Origin of the sequence: Sphingobacterium corticis (assembly GCF_042684745.1) — a bacterium.
GTDB lineage: Bacteria > Bacteroidota > Bacteroidia > Sphingobacteriales > Sphingobacteriaceae > Sphingobacterium > Sphingobacterium corticis.
In genome coordinates, this window is sequence record NZ_JBHUMA010000004.1 from 481,064 (window position 1) to 500,058 (window position 18,995).

Genomic DNA, 18,995 nt, shown 5'->3' on the forward strand with positions numbered 1-18,995 from the left:
GTATATTAAGATTGCGTTTTTCTAATTTGATTAATAGTGACACTTACCACATTCTAGACCACCGATCATTGCGGCTGTCATTTTCTCTCCTTTTTTCAATTTCTCGTGTGCCTCGATCAATTGATCATAATATTGATTGTCGGTATTTACCGAAGTTTCGCGGTGACAATCAATACACCATTTCATAGTTAATGGAGAATATTGGTACACTTCTTCCATCGATTCGATTGGACCGTGACAAGTCTGACATTCTACACCAGCCACTGTAACGTGTTGCGAGTGGTTGAAGTACGCGAAATCTGGAAGATTATGAATTCTAATCCATTCGATTGGCTTCGTATCATTACCGTATGAACGTGTTTCTGGATCCCAATCCACCGCGCGATACAATTTTGCAATCTCAGGAGAGATTCCACTCTCGTTATCGTAGTGCTCACCGCCAGTAATCGTGTTATGACAGTTCATACATACGTTAGCCGAAGGAATAGATGCGTTTTTCGATTTGAATGCACCGCCGTGACAGTATTGACATTCAATTTGGTTTACACCAGCGTGAATTTGGTGCGAGAACTTAATTGGTTGCACCGGTTGATAACCTTGGTGAACACCAACATTCCAACCTGTTTTCCATCCCACAACGCCCAAAAGCGCTACAATCATCAGAACCACAAAACCAACCATCTTCTTGTTGCGCAAGAATGCTTTAGCATACAAAGCAAATTTAGAAGCGCCGCGCGCATCGTACTCTGCTTGAGAAGCATCGATAGTTGCTTTGTTGTTTTCCAACAACTTCTCTAAGGTCTTCGTTACGCGAGTCAAAACAATTGCAACACCGACAACGATTACTACCAATAAAGAAACAACGATTATCATTAAATCGCTTGCTCCTTCACTACCAGCACCGCCACCCTGCGCAGCCGCTTGCTCTTTCTTTGCCGCAGCTTTCGTTTCTTCCGCCTGCAAATACGCAACAATATCACGCACATCATCATCTGAGAGATGCGCGTAAGGCGCCATCATAGTCGGGAATTTACTTTTCAATTCCACCGCTTGCGCATCGCCCGAATCCACCATTCCTTGCGGATTGTGTACCCAGTTGATAATCCAAGACTCTTCGCGACGCTCTGATAGTCCAGCCAAATCCGGACCAGTCAATTGACGACCTACAGCGTGACAAGAATTACAGGCGTTTGCTTTAAAAAGGGCACCACCATTCGTGGCGTCCTGCGCATTTGATACACTCGTAACGGCAAATAACAACACCAAACCAACTGATATTGACTTCGCTAGTTTTCCCAAAACGGATGAGATATTTCTCATATTTAGCACTTTATACTATTTTAATGTGTATGATATATTCAAAATCTCTTTTCAGAGGAGTTTCCACCCCACTAAACTTTGCACAAAAGTATAACTATTTAAACAATCCCTGACAATTTCGTGACTGAATAGTTTAATTTATAACCGTTCTAAATAAACGCGCTAAAAGTCTATTTAAAGCGGTTTATTTCGTATTTTTGATGGCAAATAAAAACATTTTGCGCATGAAAAAACTTATAAACCTAGGCATTGTTTGCCATTTGATAATTTGTTTCGGTTGCGCAAATGAACCTTACAAAAAAAGTATAGAAATGAACGACGACAAATATAACGAACTGACGGCGGAAGAGAAGTACGTCATCGAAAACAAAGGGACAGAACGCCCATTTACTGGCAGCTTATTGGATAACAAGCAACAAGGCACTTACCTGTGCAAGCGTTGCGACGCGCCTTTGTATCGATCGGAAGATAAATTTGAATCTTTCTGCGGATGGCCAAGCTTCGACGACGAAATTGAAGGAGCAGTAGCACGAGAAACGGATGCGGACGGACGTCGTGTAGAGATTCTTTGTAACGCATGTGGCGCGCATTTAGGTCACGTTTTCGAAGGCGAAGGTTTCACAGATAAGAATACACGTCATTGTGTGAATTCTATATCAATGAAGTTTGTGCCGGAAGTGGTTGAGTAATCTTCACTTCATATGGATTTCTTCGTCATCCCTGTCAAAAAAAATGGCGAAGCAATCCATCGTAAAGCCTTGAAGATTGTAATAATATAAGATAGAAAAATTGCTTCAGTCTCGTTCCTCAACTTCGCAATAACGTTCCGCGTTAAAGTCATCGTTGCAGGAAGGTTGACGAAGCAATCTATAAAACGCCTCGACACCTAAATTAATTCCTTGATTCGGATATTTCGAAATGCCACAGAATCCGTGTGATTTTGAAGAGCGATTTTTCCCGAAGAATATTTCCCAAAATCAGGATATGCTTTAATTGGACTTTTATTTACTAAACCGCGGAAATCGTCAGAATCGATTACGCGCTCGAACGTCAATTTATCGTTCAACCAAAAACTTACCTTTCCTTTATTCTGTACTACGCGCGCTTTATTCCATTCGCCGTAAGGCAAAGGATTTGAATTGACTGCGATACAATCTACAGAATACAAGCAACCTGCCCAATGCGTAGAATCACGTTGATGGCGCGCTTCAGCAAATTCATTATCCAACAATTGCATCTCCAAACCCGTCGCGAAGGTTGCTGCGTAACTGGAATCTTCTTCTACGTTAATCAAAATCCCACTATTCCCCCCTTTACTCACTTTCCATTCCAATTCCAACTCAAAATCCTGATAGCTGCGATCGGTCACTAAATCGCCAAAGGTTCCGTCTGTTTTCCGTGGATCGCAAACAAGCTCACTTCCGTCCATCTTCCATTTCGACGATACCGCGCCCTGACCGTAGATATGCCATCCTTTCAAGGAATCATTCGACAGCAAATTATTCCAACCATCCTGATCTACGCCGTTTTCTGCCCGCTGTTCATTTTTTGAAGCATTCCCACATCCTACCAATACAAAAAGCAAACTCATCGCGGCTAAATATCTCATATCATTACTTATTTGTCGACAAGATAGTAAATCATGATCACGATCACTCCAACTTGCTTGTAATATATACGTGGTATATGTCCGACTTTCATTTTCCAGCGGCGCGTGATAATAAAGCATTTTCGTAACTTCGCGTTATGATGTCCGATATCATTCAACTACTACCCGATGCTGTAGCAAATCAAATTGCAGCAGGGGAAGTCGTACAACGACCTGCGTCGGCAGTGAAGGAACTTGTGGAGAACGCGATTGATGCTGGAGCAGATCAAATCAAGCTGATTGTAAAAGATGCTGGGAAATCGCTCATTCAGGTTATTGATAACGGTTGCGGAATGAGCGTGACCGATGCTCGCGTTTGTTTTGAGCGCCACGCAACGTCCAAAATCCGTAAAGCAGAAGATCTATTTGCGATCCGTACGATGGGATTTCGCGGTGAAGCCATGGCATCCATTGCAGCAATTGCTCATGTAGAATTACGCAGCAAACGGATTGAGGATGAACTAGGAACGGTGATACAGATTGAAGGATCGACCGTTATCAGCCAACATCCGGAGAGCGTACCCGACGGCACGAATATCTGTGTCAAGAACCTATTTTATAATATTCCTGCACGCCGAAATTTTCTAAAAAGCAACTCGGTGGAAATGCGTCATATTATTGATGAGTTTCAGCGTGTAGCTCTAGCAAATCCAGGAATTGCATTTTCGCTTCATAGCGATGGCAACGAGGTATTTCGTTTGTCGAAAGAAACCTTGAAACAACGGATTGTGCATCTTTTTGGAAACACGTACAACCAACGTTTGGTTCCGGTAGAGGAAGACACCAGCATTATCCGCATTCAGGGATTTGTGGGAAAGCCGGAATTTGCCAAGAAAACACGTGGTGAACAGTTTTTCTTCGTCAACAAACGTTTTGTAAAAGATCCGTATTTGAACCATGCGGTGATGAATGCGTTTGAAGACATTCTTCCTGCGGATTCATTTCCGTTATATGTATTGTATATCGACATCGATCCTGCAAAAATCGACATCAATGTGCACCCTACGAAAACGGAGATTAAATACGAGGACGAAAAATCGATTTACGCCATTTTACGTTCTGCAGTAAAAAGATCGTTGGGCAGATACAACATTGCTCCTACTCTGGATTTCGATCAGGAAACCAGTTTTAATCACCTGATATCTCAAAAACCGTTGGACGAAATTCAAGCACCAAGTATTTCTTTCAATCCAAGCTTCAACCCATTTGAGTCGGAACCTGGGAGCAAACGAACATCGACGCGCCATGCAGATTATGCGATTGGATTTGAGAAAAAATCAGGCATTCCGCAAAATTGGGATACTTTATATCAAATTACGGAGCAAGAAGAATCCGGAACACAGTTACCTTTGATCCCGGAGGAATCCATCGAGGAAAAGGGAACTATAGAAGTTAACCGACAAACGAATTTTGGCAAGCAGCCTTTTCAATTGCATAACCGATATATCGTTTCGCAAATTCATTCTGGATTTATGCTGATTGATCAGCAAGCAGCGCACGAACGTATCTTATACGAGCAGTTTGTAGAACATTTAGCCAACCAACAAGGTTTAAGTCAACAGAGCTTGTTCCCACAAACGATTGAATTAAGTCCGTCGGATGCGGAGCTGATGCAAGAGATTCTTCCAGATGTGCTATCGTTAGGTTTTCAGTTGCGCCCATTTGGAAAAACGACGTATATTGTAGACGGTATTCCTGCGGATGTAGGCAGTCATTTGGATGAACGCCGAGTGATCGAGCAATTGTTGGAAGATTTTAAGAACAGCAAAGATCAGCTTCAGGTTGGCAAACGCGATCGTTTGGCGCGAAGCCTAGCCCGAAGCGCGTCATTAAAAGCGGGAAGTCCGCTGGATAATGTCTCGATGAGCGAGTTGATCGACAAGCTCTTCGCTTGTTCGGTGCCGAATATTTCCTTGCAAGGGAAACCCGTTATTATAACAGTTACTTTGCAGGAATTAGCAGAGCGATTTTCAAAAACCATGTAATAAAAAGTATATACGATATATTGTATGAATCCAATTAACAATTTGCCGCCGATTGTCAAAAATCTGCTTATTATCAATGTCATTTTCTTCATCGGTTCGGCGATTTTCGCATCAGGATCGACATTCTTTTTCGGCGTCTTCTATCCGGATTCTCCGTTTTTCAAGATTTGGCAACCCATTACGTATATGTTCATGCACGGAAACTTAATGCATATCGTATTCAATATGTTCGCAGTGGTGATGTTTGGTTCGATCATCGAACAGGTGCTTGGTAACAAACGTTTCTTAAACTATTATCTGATTTGTGGATTAGGCGCATTGGTATTGCAATATGGCGTTCAAGCCATAGAGGTTTATCAAATTACAGGTAGCATTCGAGCGCACGATTGGTTAGATATTGATATGTTTAACAATAGCATCCGCGCTACGCGAAACATGAATCGCGACGATTACGAAGTTTTAAGCTCCATTTATACGACGCCGATGGTGGGTGCTTCCGGTGCGGTATTCGGATTGCTTTTAGCTTTCGCTTATTTGTTTCCAAATATGCCACTACAATTCCTATTCATTCCCGTCCCGATTAAAGCTAAATACTTCGTTGGCGGATACATAGCGATAGAAATTTATTTGGGCTTCGCTAACAGCGGATCTTCTATTGCGCATTTGGCGCACGTTGGCGGTGCTCTTTTTGGTTTTCTATTATTGAAAACTTGGGGAATCCGTCGTTCGAATTTGTATTAACCAACTGTAATGAATAACGAGGGCACTTTGAAAGATTTCTTGCGAACGACCTATCGTTCCGGCTCTCCCGTGCCTTACGTGATTTCCGCCAAAGTATTATTTTTCGTGCTAATTTATACTTTGGATTTACTCTACGAAACAGGTGTCATCATCAATCCGCTTTTCGAAGAAACGCTAGCATTATTCAGCCTTCCGAAAGATTGGACTGCATTTTTGCTCCAACCTTGGTCATTGTTAACGTATTCCTTGGTCAACAGAACGATCTTCGAATTACTATTTGATTGCTTGTGGTTATATTGGACATCACGGATATTTCTAAATTTACTTCAAACGCGCCAGTTAGTTAGCTTATACATTTCCGGAATAATCATCGGAGGAATAACTTATCTAGCAATTGGATCATTTTTGCACACCGGATCAAGCAATTTCTTCTCATTTCTATATAGCGGCTCCATTGGAAACGCCGCTATTATTACCGCTTTGCTGCTTTTAGTCCCGCATACGGAGGTTCGATTATTTCTATTTGGAAACGTGACATTTCGGACCATAGGTTTGATATATTTGGCATTACAATTGGGTTACTTCGTGGTGATTGATCACGCAGCAGCCGTAGCGTATATTTCGGGCGTATTTTTGGGTGCCGGATTTATGTACGCATTAAAGGAAGGAAACGATTGGAGCAATTTGTTCCGCCGTCGGCCGAAGCGCACATTGAAAGTAATCCATCATCGTCCGAAAGGACCGACTTATAGAAGCTATCGTTCGGATCTTCCGAATCAGGAAGTTATTGATGAGATTCTAGACAAAATTTCTTCCAATGGCTACGACAGCCTGACCAATCTAGAAAAAGAAATTCTCTTTAAAGCAAGTAAGCAGGAGAAATAAAGCAGTATGTCCAAAAGAAATCGAAAAATTGGTTTTATTAGTAAAATCGTAGCGCTGGCGAACGTATTCGCTATTCTCGCGTTGTTGTTTAGCTATTCTGCTTCTTTTATCAATCCGACGTTATTTTGGCCGACGGCCATTTTTGGTTTGGCGTACTTTCCGATTTTGTTGGCCAACATCATCTTGTGCTTATATTGGGCCGTCCGCAGACCGATTTTCGCCTTAGCTTCTTTAGTTGCCATATTAATCGGTTGGCCATTAATGACCAAACATGTGACGTTTAACACGTCTTCAGCCGTCGACCATCCTTCTGACAGCACGTTGCGTGTGATGTCGTACAACGTACATTTGTTTGAAGCCATTCAAGACCCAGCCATAAAAACGCAGGACAGCATTATTGAGTTAATCAACGAGCGTCAACCGGACGTGCTCTGCATGCAGGAATTTCATAGCAGAATTACCGGAAAACAGAAGTTTACCGACAAGCTAAAAAAGGATTGTCACTTCGAAGACTTCTACTTCTCTCCAGCAACAGAAAATGAGCATCACGGTTACGGACACATCGTCTTCTCGAAGTTTCCCATTATTGATGCAGGCGTAATTAACGATTATTCGTATGGCATCAATCGCATCGTGTACACGGATATTGTTAAGAATACGGATACCATTCGCGTGTATAATGTGCATTTACGCTCGTTCGTGTTGCAAGATGAAGACAAAGATTTTATCAAAAACCCTTCCGCCGCTGAGGACGAGAAAGGCGCGACTAAACGTGTTGGAAGAAAACTGAAAGACGCGTTTTACTACCGTAGCCGACAAGTGGAGTATTTGCTGGCACATTTCGAAAAAACGAAATATCCGAAGTTGGTAATGGGCGATTTCAATGATACGCCGATGTCATTCAGCGTCAACACCATTGGAAAAAACATGCAAAACGCCTTCCAACAAAAAGGAAACGGCTGGGGCCTGACGCATTTCGAAATATTCCCTATTCTTCAAATCGATTACATCTTTTCGGATTTTGATGTGCTTGATTATGGCGTCGTGAAGAAGAAATTTTCGGATCATTACCCAATTTGGGCGGATGTGAAACTGTAGAAAATTTTAGTATTCCCAACGCGGTTTCAACACGCAAGTAATATCTGCGGTTTTTCGGAGGATGATTGGGCGCTGGTCGAATCGGCTTTCCAACACAATACGATCGGCTTGCTTTTCTGTTATTTTGAATCTTGGCACAAAAGGACCTTGACGATAACAGCCCGAAATCTTTTGTTTCCAATTAGGTTTGGTATATAAACCATCCACGATTAAACTATCTCCGCGAACGACATATACACCCTTTGCATATTCCGTCCATTCGCCATCACCAAAACAGCTATCTGGCATATTTTTCACCGTAGAATGCACACGCAATGTGGCATAGATGGAATCACAGGTTACCTTCATTTCGTGCAACGTATAATGCAACATATTATCTTGTCCGGCAATGCTATCTTGCACCCATTCTCCCTGAAAGAAATCGGCGCCAGGTTCTTGCATTTCGGATTGGCGAACGCAACTCCATGAAAAGAAAAGCATGCCTACCAAAAGCAGGCATGCTAAACTACGATATGCTTTTATCATCGTAAAAATTTCCGATTATTTGATGCTTCCGACCATAGTTTCTGGACGAACCCATGCGTCGAAATCTTCCGATGTAACGTAACCCAAACGGACCGCTTCATCTTTCAATGTAGTACCGTTTTTATGTGCCGTTTGTGCGATCTCCGCCGCTTTATAATAACCAATCTTTGTATTCAAAGCGGTTACCAACATCAATGAATTATCCACTAATTCTTTAATGCGTTTGTAATTTGGCTCAATACCTTGCGCGCAGTGCTCATCAAATGAAACACATGCATCGCCAATCAATCTTGCCGATTGCAAGAAATTAGCCGCCATTAATGGTTTGAATACGTTCAATTCGTAATGACCTTGTGTGCCACCGATTGTGATCGCTACATCATTCCCCATCACTTGTGCCGCAACCATAGTAAGCGCTTCACATTGCGTTGGATTTACTTTACCCGGCATAATAGATGATCCTGGTTCATTCTCAGGAATGATAATCTCGCCAATACCCGAACGCGGACCGGAAGCCAACATACGAACATCGTTTGCAATTTTATTTAGAGAAACGGCTAATTGCTTCAATGCACCATGTGATTCTACGATCGCATCGTGTGCAGCAAGTGCTTCAAATTTATTTGGCGCTGTAACGAAAGGTAATTCTGTGAAATCAGCAATATATTTTGCTACCAAGACATCATATCCTTCCGGGGTATTCAATCCTGTTCCTACCGCAGTACCACCCAATGCCAATTCCGATAAATGTGCTAAACTGCTTTTCAACGAACGCAAACCATAATCTAACTGTGCAACATATCCGGAGATTTCTTGACCTAATGTCAACGGCGTTGCATCCATTAAGTGCGTACGACCGATTTTCACAACTTCTTTAAAAGCTTCCGCCTTTTTAGCCAATGTATCGCGTAGTTGCGTCACGCCAGGAATCGTAGTTTCTACGACTGCTTTATAAGCGGCAATATGCATTCCCGTTGGATAGGTATCGTTCGAAGATTGTGATTTGTTCACATCATCATTCGCTTTCAAAACAGGCTCACCTTCGCCGATTTGTCCGCCAGCAAGTACTTGCGCGCGGTTAGCGATCACTTCGTTTAGGTTCATATTGGATTGTGTTCCGGAACCAGTTTGCCAAATAACCAAAGGAAAATGCTCATCTAACTTACCAACAAGGATTTCGTCACAAACCGCAGCGATAGCATCTCTTTTTTCTACCGGCAAAACACCCAAATCGTGATTCGCGTAAGCAGCCGCTTTTTTCAAATAAGCAAAACCATCAATAATTTCTTTTGGCATGGACGCCGAAGGACCAATTTTGAAGTTGTTTCTAGAACGCTCGGTTTGTGCTCCCCAGTATTTATCTGCAGGAACCTGCACTTCACCCATTGTATCCTTTTCTATTCTGAATGACATAGTGATTTAATGTTTGTTGTTACTAAGCAAAGTTAATTAAAAAGAGTTACATACCCAGCCGACGGCTCATGTGTTCGCGCACATGATGGTAAAGTTGTTTGGGCTTTAACGTCCGCCAAGGGAAATCATCCAAATATTCGCCAAAGCTGACGTAATAATCGATCTGATTGCGCACAAATTCCTCAATCACATGCGGCCGGAAATTTAGTCCTGCAATCCATCCGTCTTCAATATCCTGAAACCATTCCTCATAATACGAATCGTCGGACGCATGAAAATTCAGCACATTCTCCCCGATCAGAATGAATTGGTTGATACCTTCACCTATCAGCGTATCAATAAGCTCACGCTTCAAGGTCATGATGTCATTATAAATGGCATCATTCCATTCACCAATCAACTCAATAATCGCATAGCGCTTATCGTAATCGGCGTAAAGAATCTTTAAATACATGGTATTGGAACCAAAATCGTCCCATTGCGGATGCAGTAGAAAGTTGTACACATTCTTGTCGAACTCAAACTCACTGTACTCGATCCCAAAGAACGGACTTCGCTCATCTTCCGATGCGATATAATCATCTCTCCAATTATAAAAGGGCTCTATCTCGTGCATTTTTTAACTTTTTCAAATATTACGAATTATTTATTCTTATCGAAATAGCTTGGACTGCAATTTGCGGATAAAATAATTGTTATAAGATTTTTAAGATTGTGAGAATGCAAGTAATTTTGCATTCCAAACCACGCAGATGCAGAAGGAAACCAAGAGAAATATTTTTGTTGCAGCCACCTACGGGGCAACCTTAATATTGGGGTTAATTTTAGGACAAAACTATGCGGATTTGCAGGGCAATAAACCTGGAAGTTCGTTAGTTCCGATTGGTATGTCCGACAACACCTATAAACTTCAGCAAGTAGTGGATCTGGTTTCTGCCGCATATCTTGATAGCATCAACATCGATTCCATTCAAAATGGTGCAATAAATCACATTATTGCACATTTGGACCCCTATTCAGCTTATCTACTTCCAAAAGAATCCCAATCGCAAACGGAAATTCTGGAAGGAACTTTCGAGGGGATCGGTATGGAATATTTCAATCTAAACGACACGTTGATGATCGTGGGATTGATTACGAATGGCCCGGCGGACAAAGCTGGATTTAAAGTCGGCGATCGAATTTTAAGAATTGACAATAAATTGCTTGCTGGTGTTGGCATCTCCAAAGAAGAAGTGGACAAGTTGATTCGTGGAAGCCGGGGATCGGAAGTTGGCTTTCATATTAAACGAGACAATATTGAACTTCCTGTGCCCATTAAGGCAATTCGTGACCAAATCAATGTAAGTTCCTTGGATGTGGCTTATATGATTGAGCCAACGGTTGGTTTCATTCGAATTCGTCGCTTTGGCCAGCGCACAGCGGATGAGTTTCGATCCGCGATTATCCAACTTAAAAAGCAAGGCGCTCAAAACTTGATTTTGGATTTGCGCGATAACGGCGGTGGATATTTCCATGTTGCTATTCAATTGGCAGGCGAATTTTTTAACGATCGACGTTTAATCGTGTACACGAAAGGCGCACACGAACAACGCAGAGATTATTACTCTGAGCGAGCGGGCGAATTCAACGAAGGTAAGTTAGTAGTACTTGTTAACGATAAAACAGCTTCCGCGAGTGAAGTGGTTGCAGGAGCAATTCAAGATTGGGATCGTGGAACAATCATCGGCCGACGCAGTTATGGAAAGGGAATTGTGCAAGAACAATTCGATTTTTCGGATGGCTCAACGATCAATCTCAGCATTGCCAAATATTTCACCCCGTTAGGTCGTAGTATTCAGAAGAAATACAGTCCAAATTGGTCCAATATGGATCCTAATACCAATTTATATAAAGGATTGTGGGCATTAGATACCTTGTATGCACACGGACAAACCTACAAAACTGGAATGGGACGAGAGGTGTATAGCGGCGGCGGGATTGTACCAGATATACTTATTCCGCGCAACTATAATGAGTTGAGCTTGTTGTATCAACAAATTACAAAATCCAGTTATCTAGATCAATTTGTGTACGAACGATTCACGAAACGATTGCCGGCTTATTCTATCGAAAACTTCTTGCAAGGATATAATTTACCGTATTCTGAATACCTGGCATTTGTCCAATTTTTGAACGCAAATGGCGGAATTGCATTGGATCAGCAACAGCAACGTGACCTACATGATTTGATTCAAACTGATATTGAAGCGTTGGTTGGCCGTTATTATTTCGGTCGCGAAGCTTATTTCAAGGTAAAAAACCGCGATGATAGATTTATTTTGAAAGCGATGGAAACCATCGCAGCACCAACTATCGCACAAGAATAAAGCCTTTCAGAAATTAATTCCGAAAGGCTTTACAGTTATTTTTGAGCTTTGCTGATTTCAATTGCCTATCATCAGGCGAAACGCTCTGCATCTTCTTAAAATTTCCAACGAACGAATGCTTCAATTGCCTCATAGTTCGCCAATCCCAACTGATGATACAATCCGGCCGTTTCACTCGTACGATCTTCGGCACGCACCCAGAATTCACGTGGATCATCCCCAGGGAAAACCGGCAAATCTTTTTGAGATTGATGCTTGAAAATCGCTAAACGCTTGCGTTTCACTTCCTGCGGCGACAATGGTACGGCCATCTCGATTTCGTGGATTGGATATTCATGCCATGCTCCGCGATACAACCACAACCAGCAATCTTTTGTCCATTCATCCGTTTCGCGCAATCGCAACATCGCCTGCAAAATTATATCGAAACAAACTTTGTGTGTTCCATGTGGATCAGCAAAATCGCCAGCAGCGAAAACCTGATGTGGTTTCACTTCACGAAGCAGCTCCATCGTTTGTTGAATATCATCTTCGAAATCAATTTCCTTCGAAAATTTACCACGATCATAAAAAGGTAAATCTTGGAAATGAATACGATCATCCGGCAAACCAACAAAACGTGCTCCGGCAATCGCTTCGCCTTTACGGATCAGCCCTTTGATGGTGCGCACGATTTCCGGATCAACCTGATTCGGTTTTTTGCTCGCGAAAAATGAACGCGCTTCTTCGTATACTTTTGTTTTTTGTGCTTTCTCCGCTTCGTCGGTAGCAAAGTCGATTACGAACTCTAGATAACGCAATACATCGTCGTCCCAAACCGCCGTGTTTCCTGAAGTTTGATAAGCTACGTGCACTTGATGTCCTTGATCCGCTAAGCGAATAAATGTACCGCCCATAGAAATCACATCATCATCTGGATGCGGAGAAAATAAGATAACGCGCTTAGATGCAGGTTCGGCACGTTCCGGACGATTGGAATCGTCCACGCCCGGTTTACCTCCTGGCCATCCCGTAATAGTTCTTTGCAATTCATTAAACACACGGATGTTGATCCCGTAAGCTGGTCCTTTTTCGGTTACCAACTGCGCCATCCCGTGCGTATTATAATCATCGTCTGTCAATTTAAGGATTGCTTTATCCAGTTCCAGCGACAACCAAACAACGGCTTTTTTTGCTAAATCATCTGTCCAGACAACATCTTCCGCTAACCATGGTGTATTGAATCTGGTCAACAAAGAAGCAGCATCCTGATCAAGAATAAACTCGACATTATCAGACAACTGCAAGTAGGTCGCTGGGATTTCCGCAGAAATTTCGCCTTCAATCGCTTTCTTAACAATCTCGGCTTTCTTCTCATTCCACGCCATTAAGATGATTTCTTTGGCTTTGAAGATCGTACCTACGCCCATCGTGATGGCTTTGGTTGGTACATTCTCCTTACCACCGAAATCACGAGAAGCATCTCTTCGCGTCAGATCATCCAATGTCACTAATCGTGTACCAGAGTTTGGCGCAGATCCAGGTTCGTTAAAACCGATGTGACCGGTACGTCCGATACCCAATAATTGGATGTCTAAACCGCCGTAGCTACTGACTTTTCTTTCGTAATTCTCACAATATGCATGCACGCTTTCCGCATCAACCGTTCCATCTGGAATATGAATATTCTCCGCAGGAATATCCACCAAATCAAACAAATGTTTCTTCATGAAAGTCACATAACTCTGATCGGCTGTTGGATGCATAGGATAATATTCATCCAAGTTAAACGTAACAACGTTTTGAAAGCTTAACCCTTCTTCTCGGTGAAGACGAACCAATTCTTTGTACACCTTGATCGGTGTGGCACCAGTTGCCAGACCTAAAATAGCTTTTTCGCCGTTGTGTTGTTTGCTTTGGATTAGATGTGAAATGCGGTGAGCCACATCTATCGACGCTTCGTCTGCCGTTGGATATACCTTAACCGGCACTTTTTCAAACCTAGTTTCTTCTAGTAAATTTAATCTGGCCATTCTGTCAAATAAGTTTTAATCGTGGTCGTGTCGAATAACAAATGTAATTAAAATGGCCTAAAATACTTTGCAGATTTGAATAAATAACACACAAAATGTGAAGAGTTGGCAAATGTTTTGATCGCTAACTATTTTCATCATCAAACAATTTAGCATCTCGTGTATTCTTTTTCACGGCAATAGCGGAAAACACACTCAATAGGAAAGATATTGCGTAAAAACCCTTCTCGCTGAGTAACAAATCGGCATTCCACAAACCAATACAGCAACTAACCACACTCGTTAGCAACGCAAACCAAGACGCGCCGATATAAAAAGTAATTACTTAGAACATCGGAAAACAAAGTGCTTACCTATTCGAACTTGCCAGAAAAATGCTTGAGCAATCCACAATTAATCGACGACGTAATTTTTCGTCAATCGATAATCCAACAGGGCAAAGAACTACAGGATGCCGATATCTTCAATTTATACTTTATTGCTTGGCTGATTGCTCGATGCGAAAAAAAGAACGCGTATGCGGTGGTGTTAGCGCTGGTGCATGATGGGCAAAACCAATTCCTTAAGCGACGATTACAACAGTTAAACCTTATAGAAAATGGAAGTCCAACATTTATCTTATTTTTACAAAAAACACGGACTATGAAAAACGCTATTGCATTGCTTTTATACTGCTTGCCTTTTCTTTTGGCGGCGCAATCGAAGGAAGAACTGAAAGAAAAAATTGCTGCGAATCCGAAAGATGTAGGCAGCATTGCATTGATTCAGAAAGTAGGCGGTTACGATCCAGATCACAAAGAATTAGTACCGCTTTTTAAATCGTTAGACAAAAAAGTGCGTAAAACGACGCAAGGACAGATTTTTGAACGCTATTTGAAAGCCTTGGAGAACAATGCCGTAGGGAAGAAAGCTTCCAGCATTACGCAGTTCGATTTAGATGGCTCACCATACGGACTTTCCGATCTTCGCGGACAATATGTATTGGTTGATTTTTGGGCAAGCTGGTGTCCTCCATGCCGCGAGGAAAATCCGAAGCTGGTCAAACTTTATGAAGAATTTAAGGACAAAAACTTCGAAATATTAGGTATTTCGTTTGATAAGGAATTCGAAAATTGGGAAAAAGCGGTAAAAGAGGACAATCTCACTTGGAAACACATTTCCGATCTACAAGGTTGGAACAACTACGCAAGCTTGGTGTATGGTGTGAAAGCGATTCCGCAAAACCTATTGATTGATCCGGATGGTGTAGTTATCGCTCGAAACTTACACGGCGATGATTTGCGCAAGAAATTAATGGAGGTGCTTTAAAAAGCACCTTTTTTATGCTCTCAATAATTCAAAAATCGTGATTTCCGGTAGGATGCCTACGCGGCCCGGATAACCTAAAAATCCAAAACCGGTATTCACGTATAATTGCTTTCCGCCTTCCTGATATAAACCTGCCCATTCCTGATAAATGTATTGCGCAGGGCTCCATTGGAAATGTTCGCCGCGGACACCAAACTGCATTCCGTGCGTATGGCCAGCGAACATCGCGTCCACATTTGTATCCAAAACCTGAGCGCGCCAATGTGAAGGATCGTGTGACATCAGTAATCGCACCGCATCTTCTTCCGTTCCTTGCAAAGCTTTCTTTAAATCGCCTTTCTTCGGAAAACGACCGGTTCCCCAATTTTCAACACCGACAATGCTTATGCTTTCGTTACCCATCGTGATCTTGCGGTTTTCATCACGAAGCAAATCCCAACCCATTACCGCATGCGTATCTACCAAATCTTGAAAGTTCTTTCGCTTCGCAGCCGAATCTTCCGGACCAAATTTGTAGTCGCCGTAATCATGGTTTCCCAACACCGAAAAGACACCCAATTCCGCTTTCACCTTCGAGAAGATATCTTGGTAGTTTCGCATTTCGGAAGCTTCGTTGTTCACCAAATCTCCGGTGAAAAAGATCACATCCGGCTTTTCGCCCAACAGCATTTCCACACCACCAAGCACTGCTTTCTTATTGTAAAAAGACCCGGAATGCACGTCCGACAATTGTCCTAGTTTCATCCCATGAAACTCCTTCGGAAGATTAGGAAGATAAAGCTTCTGCCGGCGGATGCGATAATCGTAAGCACCAGAAATAACGCCCCAGCTGAATGGAAAGATAGGAATAGAAGCGACTGCAATCCCCGATTTCAATAAAAAGTCCGAACGGCTGATTCCATGCTTACGTTCTTCCACTTGTTCTTGTTTTTCTTCTACGACCGGATTTTCAGGTTTAGTTTTAAACAAGCGTGCAATCCAAACGCCACCGCGCCGTAGATCATCTACCAACAAAATGATTACGTAAATCAACTTGCAGACTACCGTAATAAAAAACGCCACCAAAATAATCGAGCGGTAAGCCAGCGGAATATTAAATTTGTAGGAAACAACCACGCCCGCAGCCAGCGCAGCACTATAGCCCCACCAAACCCAAGCAAACCACTTTTTCTTTGCAAACTTAATCCCCGAGCTTCGCAACGCGAAAAAGATATATAAGTCGAAAATGAAAAGTAGTATGGTATTGTAGATGATCATCATATTTAATTTCTTTCGTTCAACGCCAAGCGCTTCAAGGATGCAATCCATTTCGGATTGAGGTTTAAGCTTTCCACCATAGCAACTTCTTCGCCCCCCAAAGCTTTAAATTCATCGGCATATTCTACCTGAATTTCGTCTAAGGTTTCGATACAATCCGCTACGAACGCCGGACTAAACACCAACAAACGTTTTTTGCCTGCTGTTGCTAAATCGTGTAGCGCGTCGGATGTGTATGGTTGTATCCACGGTGTTTTTCCCAATCGAGATTGGAAGCATACCGAATATTTTCCTTCTTCTAGGTTCAGTCGTTTAACCAGCGCGCGCGTAGTAGCGTAACATTGGGAAACGTAGCAGAAAGCATTCGTCGTTTCGCGACAGCTTGCACACCCACTTTCTCCACAACTTTTGTCCGCGCGTGGATTGATTTTTTCCAACTGCCGAACCGGCAAGCCGTGGTAGCTGAATAGAATATGGTCGAAGCTAGATAGATCGTGACGTTGTGCATGTTCGGCAATCGTTTCTACTAAAAGATCATCCTCGCAAAAACTATTTACAAAACTGATGCTTGGAATATACTGCCACTTGCGCACAATTTCCATTACCCGGTCGATTACCGACCCGCTCGTGGCAGACGCATACTGCGGAAACATCGGAATAACACGAATGGAATCCAAAAGCATGTTTTCCATTTCTGCCAAAACATCCGGCAAAGACGGGTTTTGATAGCGCATCGCTAACGCTACGTGATATTCCTCACCCAACGCTTCCTGCAACATTTGCTGTTGTTTAACGCTATAGTACATCAGTGGAGATCCGGTTTCTTTATCCCAGATGGTTTTGTAGGTTGCAGCAGATTGCGCAGCACGACGTGGGACAATTGCTCCTTTTACCAAAAGCGCACGAGTGAAATTAGGGATATCAATCACGCGACCATCCATTAAAAACTCATCTAAATATCGACCTACATCGCGCGTAGTAGGCTGGTCGGGTGTACCCAATTGCACCAGCAATATGCCCTTTTTTGCACTCTTCTCCATGTGGAAACAAATTTAAGATTAATCGAATACAGGACAGAAATGCTCCCATATTTTGATAGAAATATGACCTTATGCTATAAGGTTTCCAATCGCTCTTTCACGGCTTTCATCAACCACATTGGTGTGGATGTTGCTCCGCAAATCCCCACCGTATCGTCGTTTTCGAAAACCTGCGGATCTAGCTCGTCGACATCCGATACGAAATAGCTATTCGGATTGGCGTTTTTGCATACGTCATAAAGCACCTTTCCATTGGAAGATTTTTTACCGGAAACAAATACGATCTTATTATAAGATTGAGCAAAACCCAACAAATCTTCATAACGATTGGATACCTGACGACAGATCGTATCATTCGCCTTCACTTGATAACCGCGATTGATCAACTCTTCTTTGATCGCATAAAATTTATCGACGCTTTTCGTGGTTTGACTATATAGCGTAAATGATTCAGGCAATTCAACCTCATCTAGTTCGGCAATATCTTGGAACACCAAGGCTTCATCATTCGTTTGTCCTTTCAGACCAATCACTTCTGCGTGCCCATGCTTCCCGAAAATCAAAATCTTTTCGTTGCTATCGTGGGATGTTTTAATACGATTTTGCAACTTCAACACCACCGGGCAAGAAGCATCAATAAGCGTAATATTATTTTCCAACGCAATTCGATAGGTTTCCGGCGCCTCGCCATGTGCGCGAATAAGCACTTTAGCATTTTGAAGTTGAGGCAAATCTTCATGACCAATAATCTGCAAACCTTTGGCTTTTAAACGCGCCACCTCCTCGTCATTGTGCACTATATCGCCAAGGCAATACAGTTGCCCTTCATCCTCCAAAATCTCTTCCGCCATATCAATGGCATACACCACACCGAAACAAAATCCGGAATCTTTGTCAATGGTGACCTGTAAGTTCTTCGACATAGTACAACAAAGGTAATCAATAGATACGAACGATTATGTCGGGATTTTGTTTATTCGTATATGAAATGGTTATGATTGCAAAACAAAAACAGGCAGGACGTTCTATATAACCATGACAAAAGAAATCGTTTACGTATGAAATGGCACAAAATTAATCTTCCCGCAGAATACGGTCTTTCTTCACTGAAGGTGGAAGGAAAAAAATTATGCTTGATTTACGAGGAAGCGAAATTACAGGTAACATCAAGCAAATGTCCGCACGCTGGTGCCGATTTATCGCAAGGATGGTGCGAAAACGGAAAGTTAGTTTGCCCCTATCATCGACATCAATTCGATGTGGAAACTGGAAAAGGCGATCCGGGACAAGGAAATTATATTAGAACTTATCCCACAAAATTCAAGAATGGTAATTGGTATATTGGAATTTCTTCTCCGTGGTGGAAAATGTTTTGACAGCGCCAATGAATTATT

18 protein-coding genes are annotated in these 18,995 nt (G+C 42.3%); 8 read left to right on the plus strand and 10 right to left on the minus strand.

The genetic code is table 11. From position 1 onward, the window contains the following. Positions 1-30: 30 nt before the first annotated feature. Complete coding sequence (locus ACFSQ3_RS03410; protein WP_380867479.1) at positions 31-1,320, minus strand: c-type cytochrome; 1,290 nt, start codon at positions 1,318-1,320, stop codon at positions 31-33. A gap of 311 nt (positions 1,321-1,631) precedes the next feature. On the opposite strand from ACFSQ3_RS03410, the gene ACFSQ3_RS03415 reads away from it, so the two are divergent. Then, a complete protein-coding gene (locus ACFSQ3_RS03415; RefSeq protein ID WP_380867481.1) occupies positions 1,632-2,009 on the plus strand; it encodes a methionine-R-sulfoxide reductase in 378 nt (125 codons plus the stop codon). A gap of 197 nt (positions 2,010-2,206) precedes the next feature. On the opposite strand, the gene ACFSQ3_RS03420 is transcribed toward ACFSQ3_RS03415, so the two are convergent. After that, a complete protein-coding gene (locus tag ACFSQ3_RS03420; RefSeq protein WP_380867483.1) occupies positions 2,207-2,929 on the minus strand; it encodes a 3-keto-disaccharide hydrolase in 723 nt (240 codons plus the stop codon). A gap of 140 nt (positions 2,930-3,069) precedes the next feature. On the opposite strand from ACFSQ3_RS03420, the gene mutL reads away from it, so the two are divergent. The 4 genes from mutL to ACFSQ3_RS03440 are packed head-to-tail and all read left to right on the plus strand — an operon-like array spanning position 3,070 to position 7,677. Beyond that, positions 3,070-4,953, plus strand: coding sequence for a DNA mismatch repair endonuclease MutL (mutL, locus tag ACFSQ3_RS03425; protein WP_380868470.1), 1,884 nt, complete (start codon positions 3,070-3,072; stop codon positions 4,951-4,953). 24 nt (positions 4,954-4,977) lie between these two features. Further along, on the plus strand, positions 4,978-5,694 hold the full coding sequence (locus tag ACFSQ3_RS03430; RefSeq protein WP_380867485.1) for a rhomboid family intramembrane serine protease: 717 nt from the start codon (positions 4,978-4,980) through the stop codon (positions 5,692-5,694). Between the two features lie 9 nt (positions 5,695-5,703). Then, positions 5,704-6,579, plus strand: a complete 876-nt coding sequence (locus ACFSQ3_RS03435) for a DUF6576 domain-containing protein (RefSeq protein WP_380867487.1) — start codon at positions 5,704-5,706, stop codon at positions 6,577-6,579. A gap of 6 nt (positions 6,580-6,585) precedes the next feature. Then, entirely contained in the window at positions 6,586-7,677 is a 1,092-nt protein-coding gene (locus tag ACFSQ3_RS03440) for an endonuclease/exonuclease/phosphatase family protein (protein ID WP_380867489.1), read from the plus strand. A 6-nt stretch (positions 7,678-7,683) separates the two neighbouring features. Here the strand turns inward: ACFSQ3_RS03440 and ACFSQ3_RS03445 are convergent, their stop codons facing one another. The 3 genes from ACFSQ3_RS03445 to ACFSQ3_RS03455 are packed head-to-tail and all read right to left on the minus strand — an operon-like array spanning position 7,684 to position 10,231. Further along, positions 7,684-8,202, minus strand: coding sequence for a fumarate hydratase (locus tag ACFSQ3_RS03445; protein ID WP_380867490.1), 519 nt, complete (start codon positions 8,200-8,202; stop codon positions 7,684-7,686). A gap of 15 nt (positions 8,203-8,217) precedes the next feature. Then, the gene (gene fumC, locus ACFSQ3_RS03450) at positions 8,218-9,615 is read right to left on the minus strand and encodes a class II fumarate hydratase (protein ID WP_380867491.1); all 1,398 of its coding nucleotides are present in this window, start codon (positions 9,613-9,615) and stop codon (positions 8,218-8,220) included. A 46-nt stretch (positions 9,616-9,661) separates the two neighbouring features. Next, positions 9,662-10,231, minus strand: coding sequence for a hypothetical protein (locus ACFSQ3_RS03455; RefSeq protein ID WP_380867493.1), 570 nt, complete (start codon positions 10,229-10,231; stop codon positions 9,662-9,664). Positions 10,232-10,367: 136 nt separating this feature from the next. On the opposite strand from ACFSQ3_RS03455, the gene ACFSQ3_RS03460 reads away from it, so the two are divergent. Then, positions 10,368-11,984, plus strand: a complete 1,617-nt coding sequence (locus ACFSQ3_RS03460; protein ID WP_380867495.1) for a S41 family peptidase — start codon at positions 10,368-10,370, stop codon at positions 11,982-11,984. Between the two features lie 95 nt (positions 11,985-12,079). Here ACFSQ3_RS03460 and nagB read toward each other — a convergent pair whose 3' ends face one another. Both nagB and ACFSQ3_RS03470 read right to left on the minus strand, forming a co-directional pair. After that, positions 12,080-13,996: a glucosamine-6-phosphate deaminase gene (gene nagB, locus ACFSQ3_RS03465; protein WP_380867496.1), complete on the minus strand. Its 1,917-nt coding sequence runs from the start codon at positions 13,994-13,996 to the stop codon at positions 12,080-12,082. A 124-nt stretch (positions 13,997-14,120) separates the two neighbouring features. Further along, complete coding sequence (locus ACFSQ3_RS03470; RefSeq protein ID WP_380868472.1) at positions 14,121-14,318, minus strand: YiaA/YiaB family inner membrane protein; 198 nt, start codon at positions 14,316-14,318, stop codon at positions 14,121-14,123. 320 nt (positions 14,319-14,638) lie between these two features. On the opposite strand from ACFSQ3_RS03470, the gene ACFSQ3_RS03475 reads away from it, so the two are divergent. Then, positions 14,639-15,304, plus strand: a complete 666-nt coding sequence (locus tag ACFSQ3_RS03475) for a TlpA family protein disulfide reductase (RefSeq protein ID WP_380867498.1) — start codon at positions 14,639-14,641, stop codon at positions 15,302-15,304. 12 nt (positions 15,305-15,316) lie between these two features. On the opposite strand, the gene ACFSQ3_RS03480 is transcribed toward ACFSQ3_RS03475, so the two are convergent. From ACFSQ3_RS03480 to ACFSQ3_RS03490, 3 genes are all read right to left on the minus strand, one after another. Beyond that, on the minus strand, positions 15,317-16,564 hold the full coding sequence (locus ACFSQ3_RS03480) for a metallophosphoesterase (protein ID WP_380867500.1): 1,248 nt from the start codon (positions 16,562-16,564) through the stop codon (positions 15,317-15,319). A 2-nt stretch (positions 16,565-16,566) separates the two neighbouring features. Next, positions 16,567-17,601, minus strand: coding sequence for a ferrochelatase (gene hemH, locus ACFSQ3_RS03485; RefSeq protein ID WP_380867502.1), 1,035 nt, complete (start codon positions 17,599-17,601; stop codon positions 16,567-16,569). Positions 17,602-17,675: 74 nt separating this feature from the next. Beyond that, positions 17,676-18,524 carry a 4-hydroxy-3-methylbut-2-enyl diphosphate reductase gene (locus ACFSQ3_RS03490; RefSeq protein ID WP_380867504.1) on the minus strand — a complete coding sequence of 283 codons (849 nt, stop codon included), beginning with the start codon at positions 18,522-18,524 and terminating at the stop codon, positions 17,676-17,678. A gap of 135 nt (positions 18,525-18,659) precedes the next feature. On the opposite strand from ACFSQ3_RS03490, the gene ACFSQ3_RS03495 reads away from it, so the two are divergent. After that, entirely contained in the window at positions 18,660-18,977 is a 318-nt protein-coding gene (locus ACFSQ3_RS03495; RefSeq protein ID WP_380867505.1) for a Rieske (2Fe-2S) protein, read from the plus strand. The last annotated feature ends 18 nt before the right edge of the window (positions 18,978-18,995 follow it).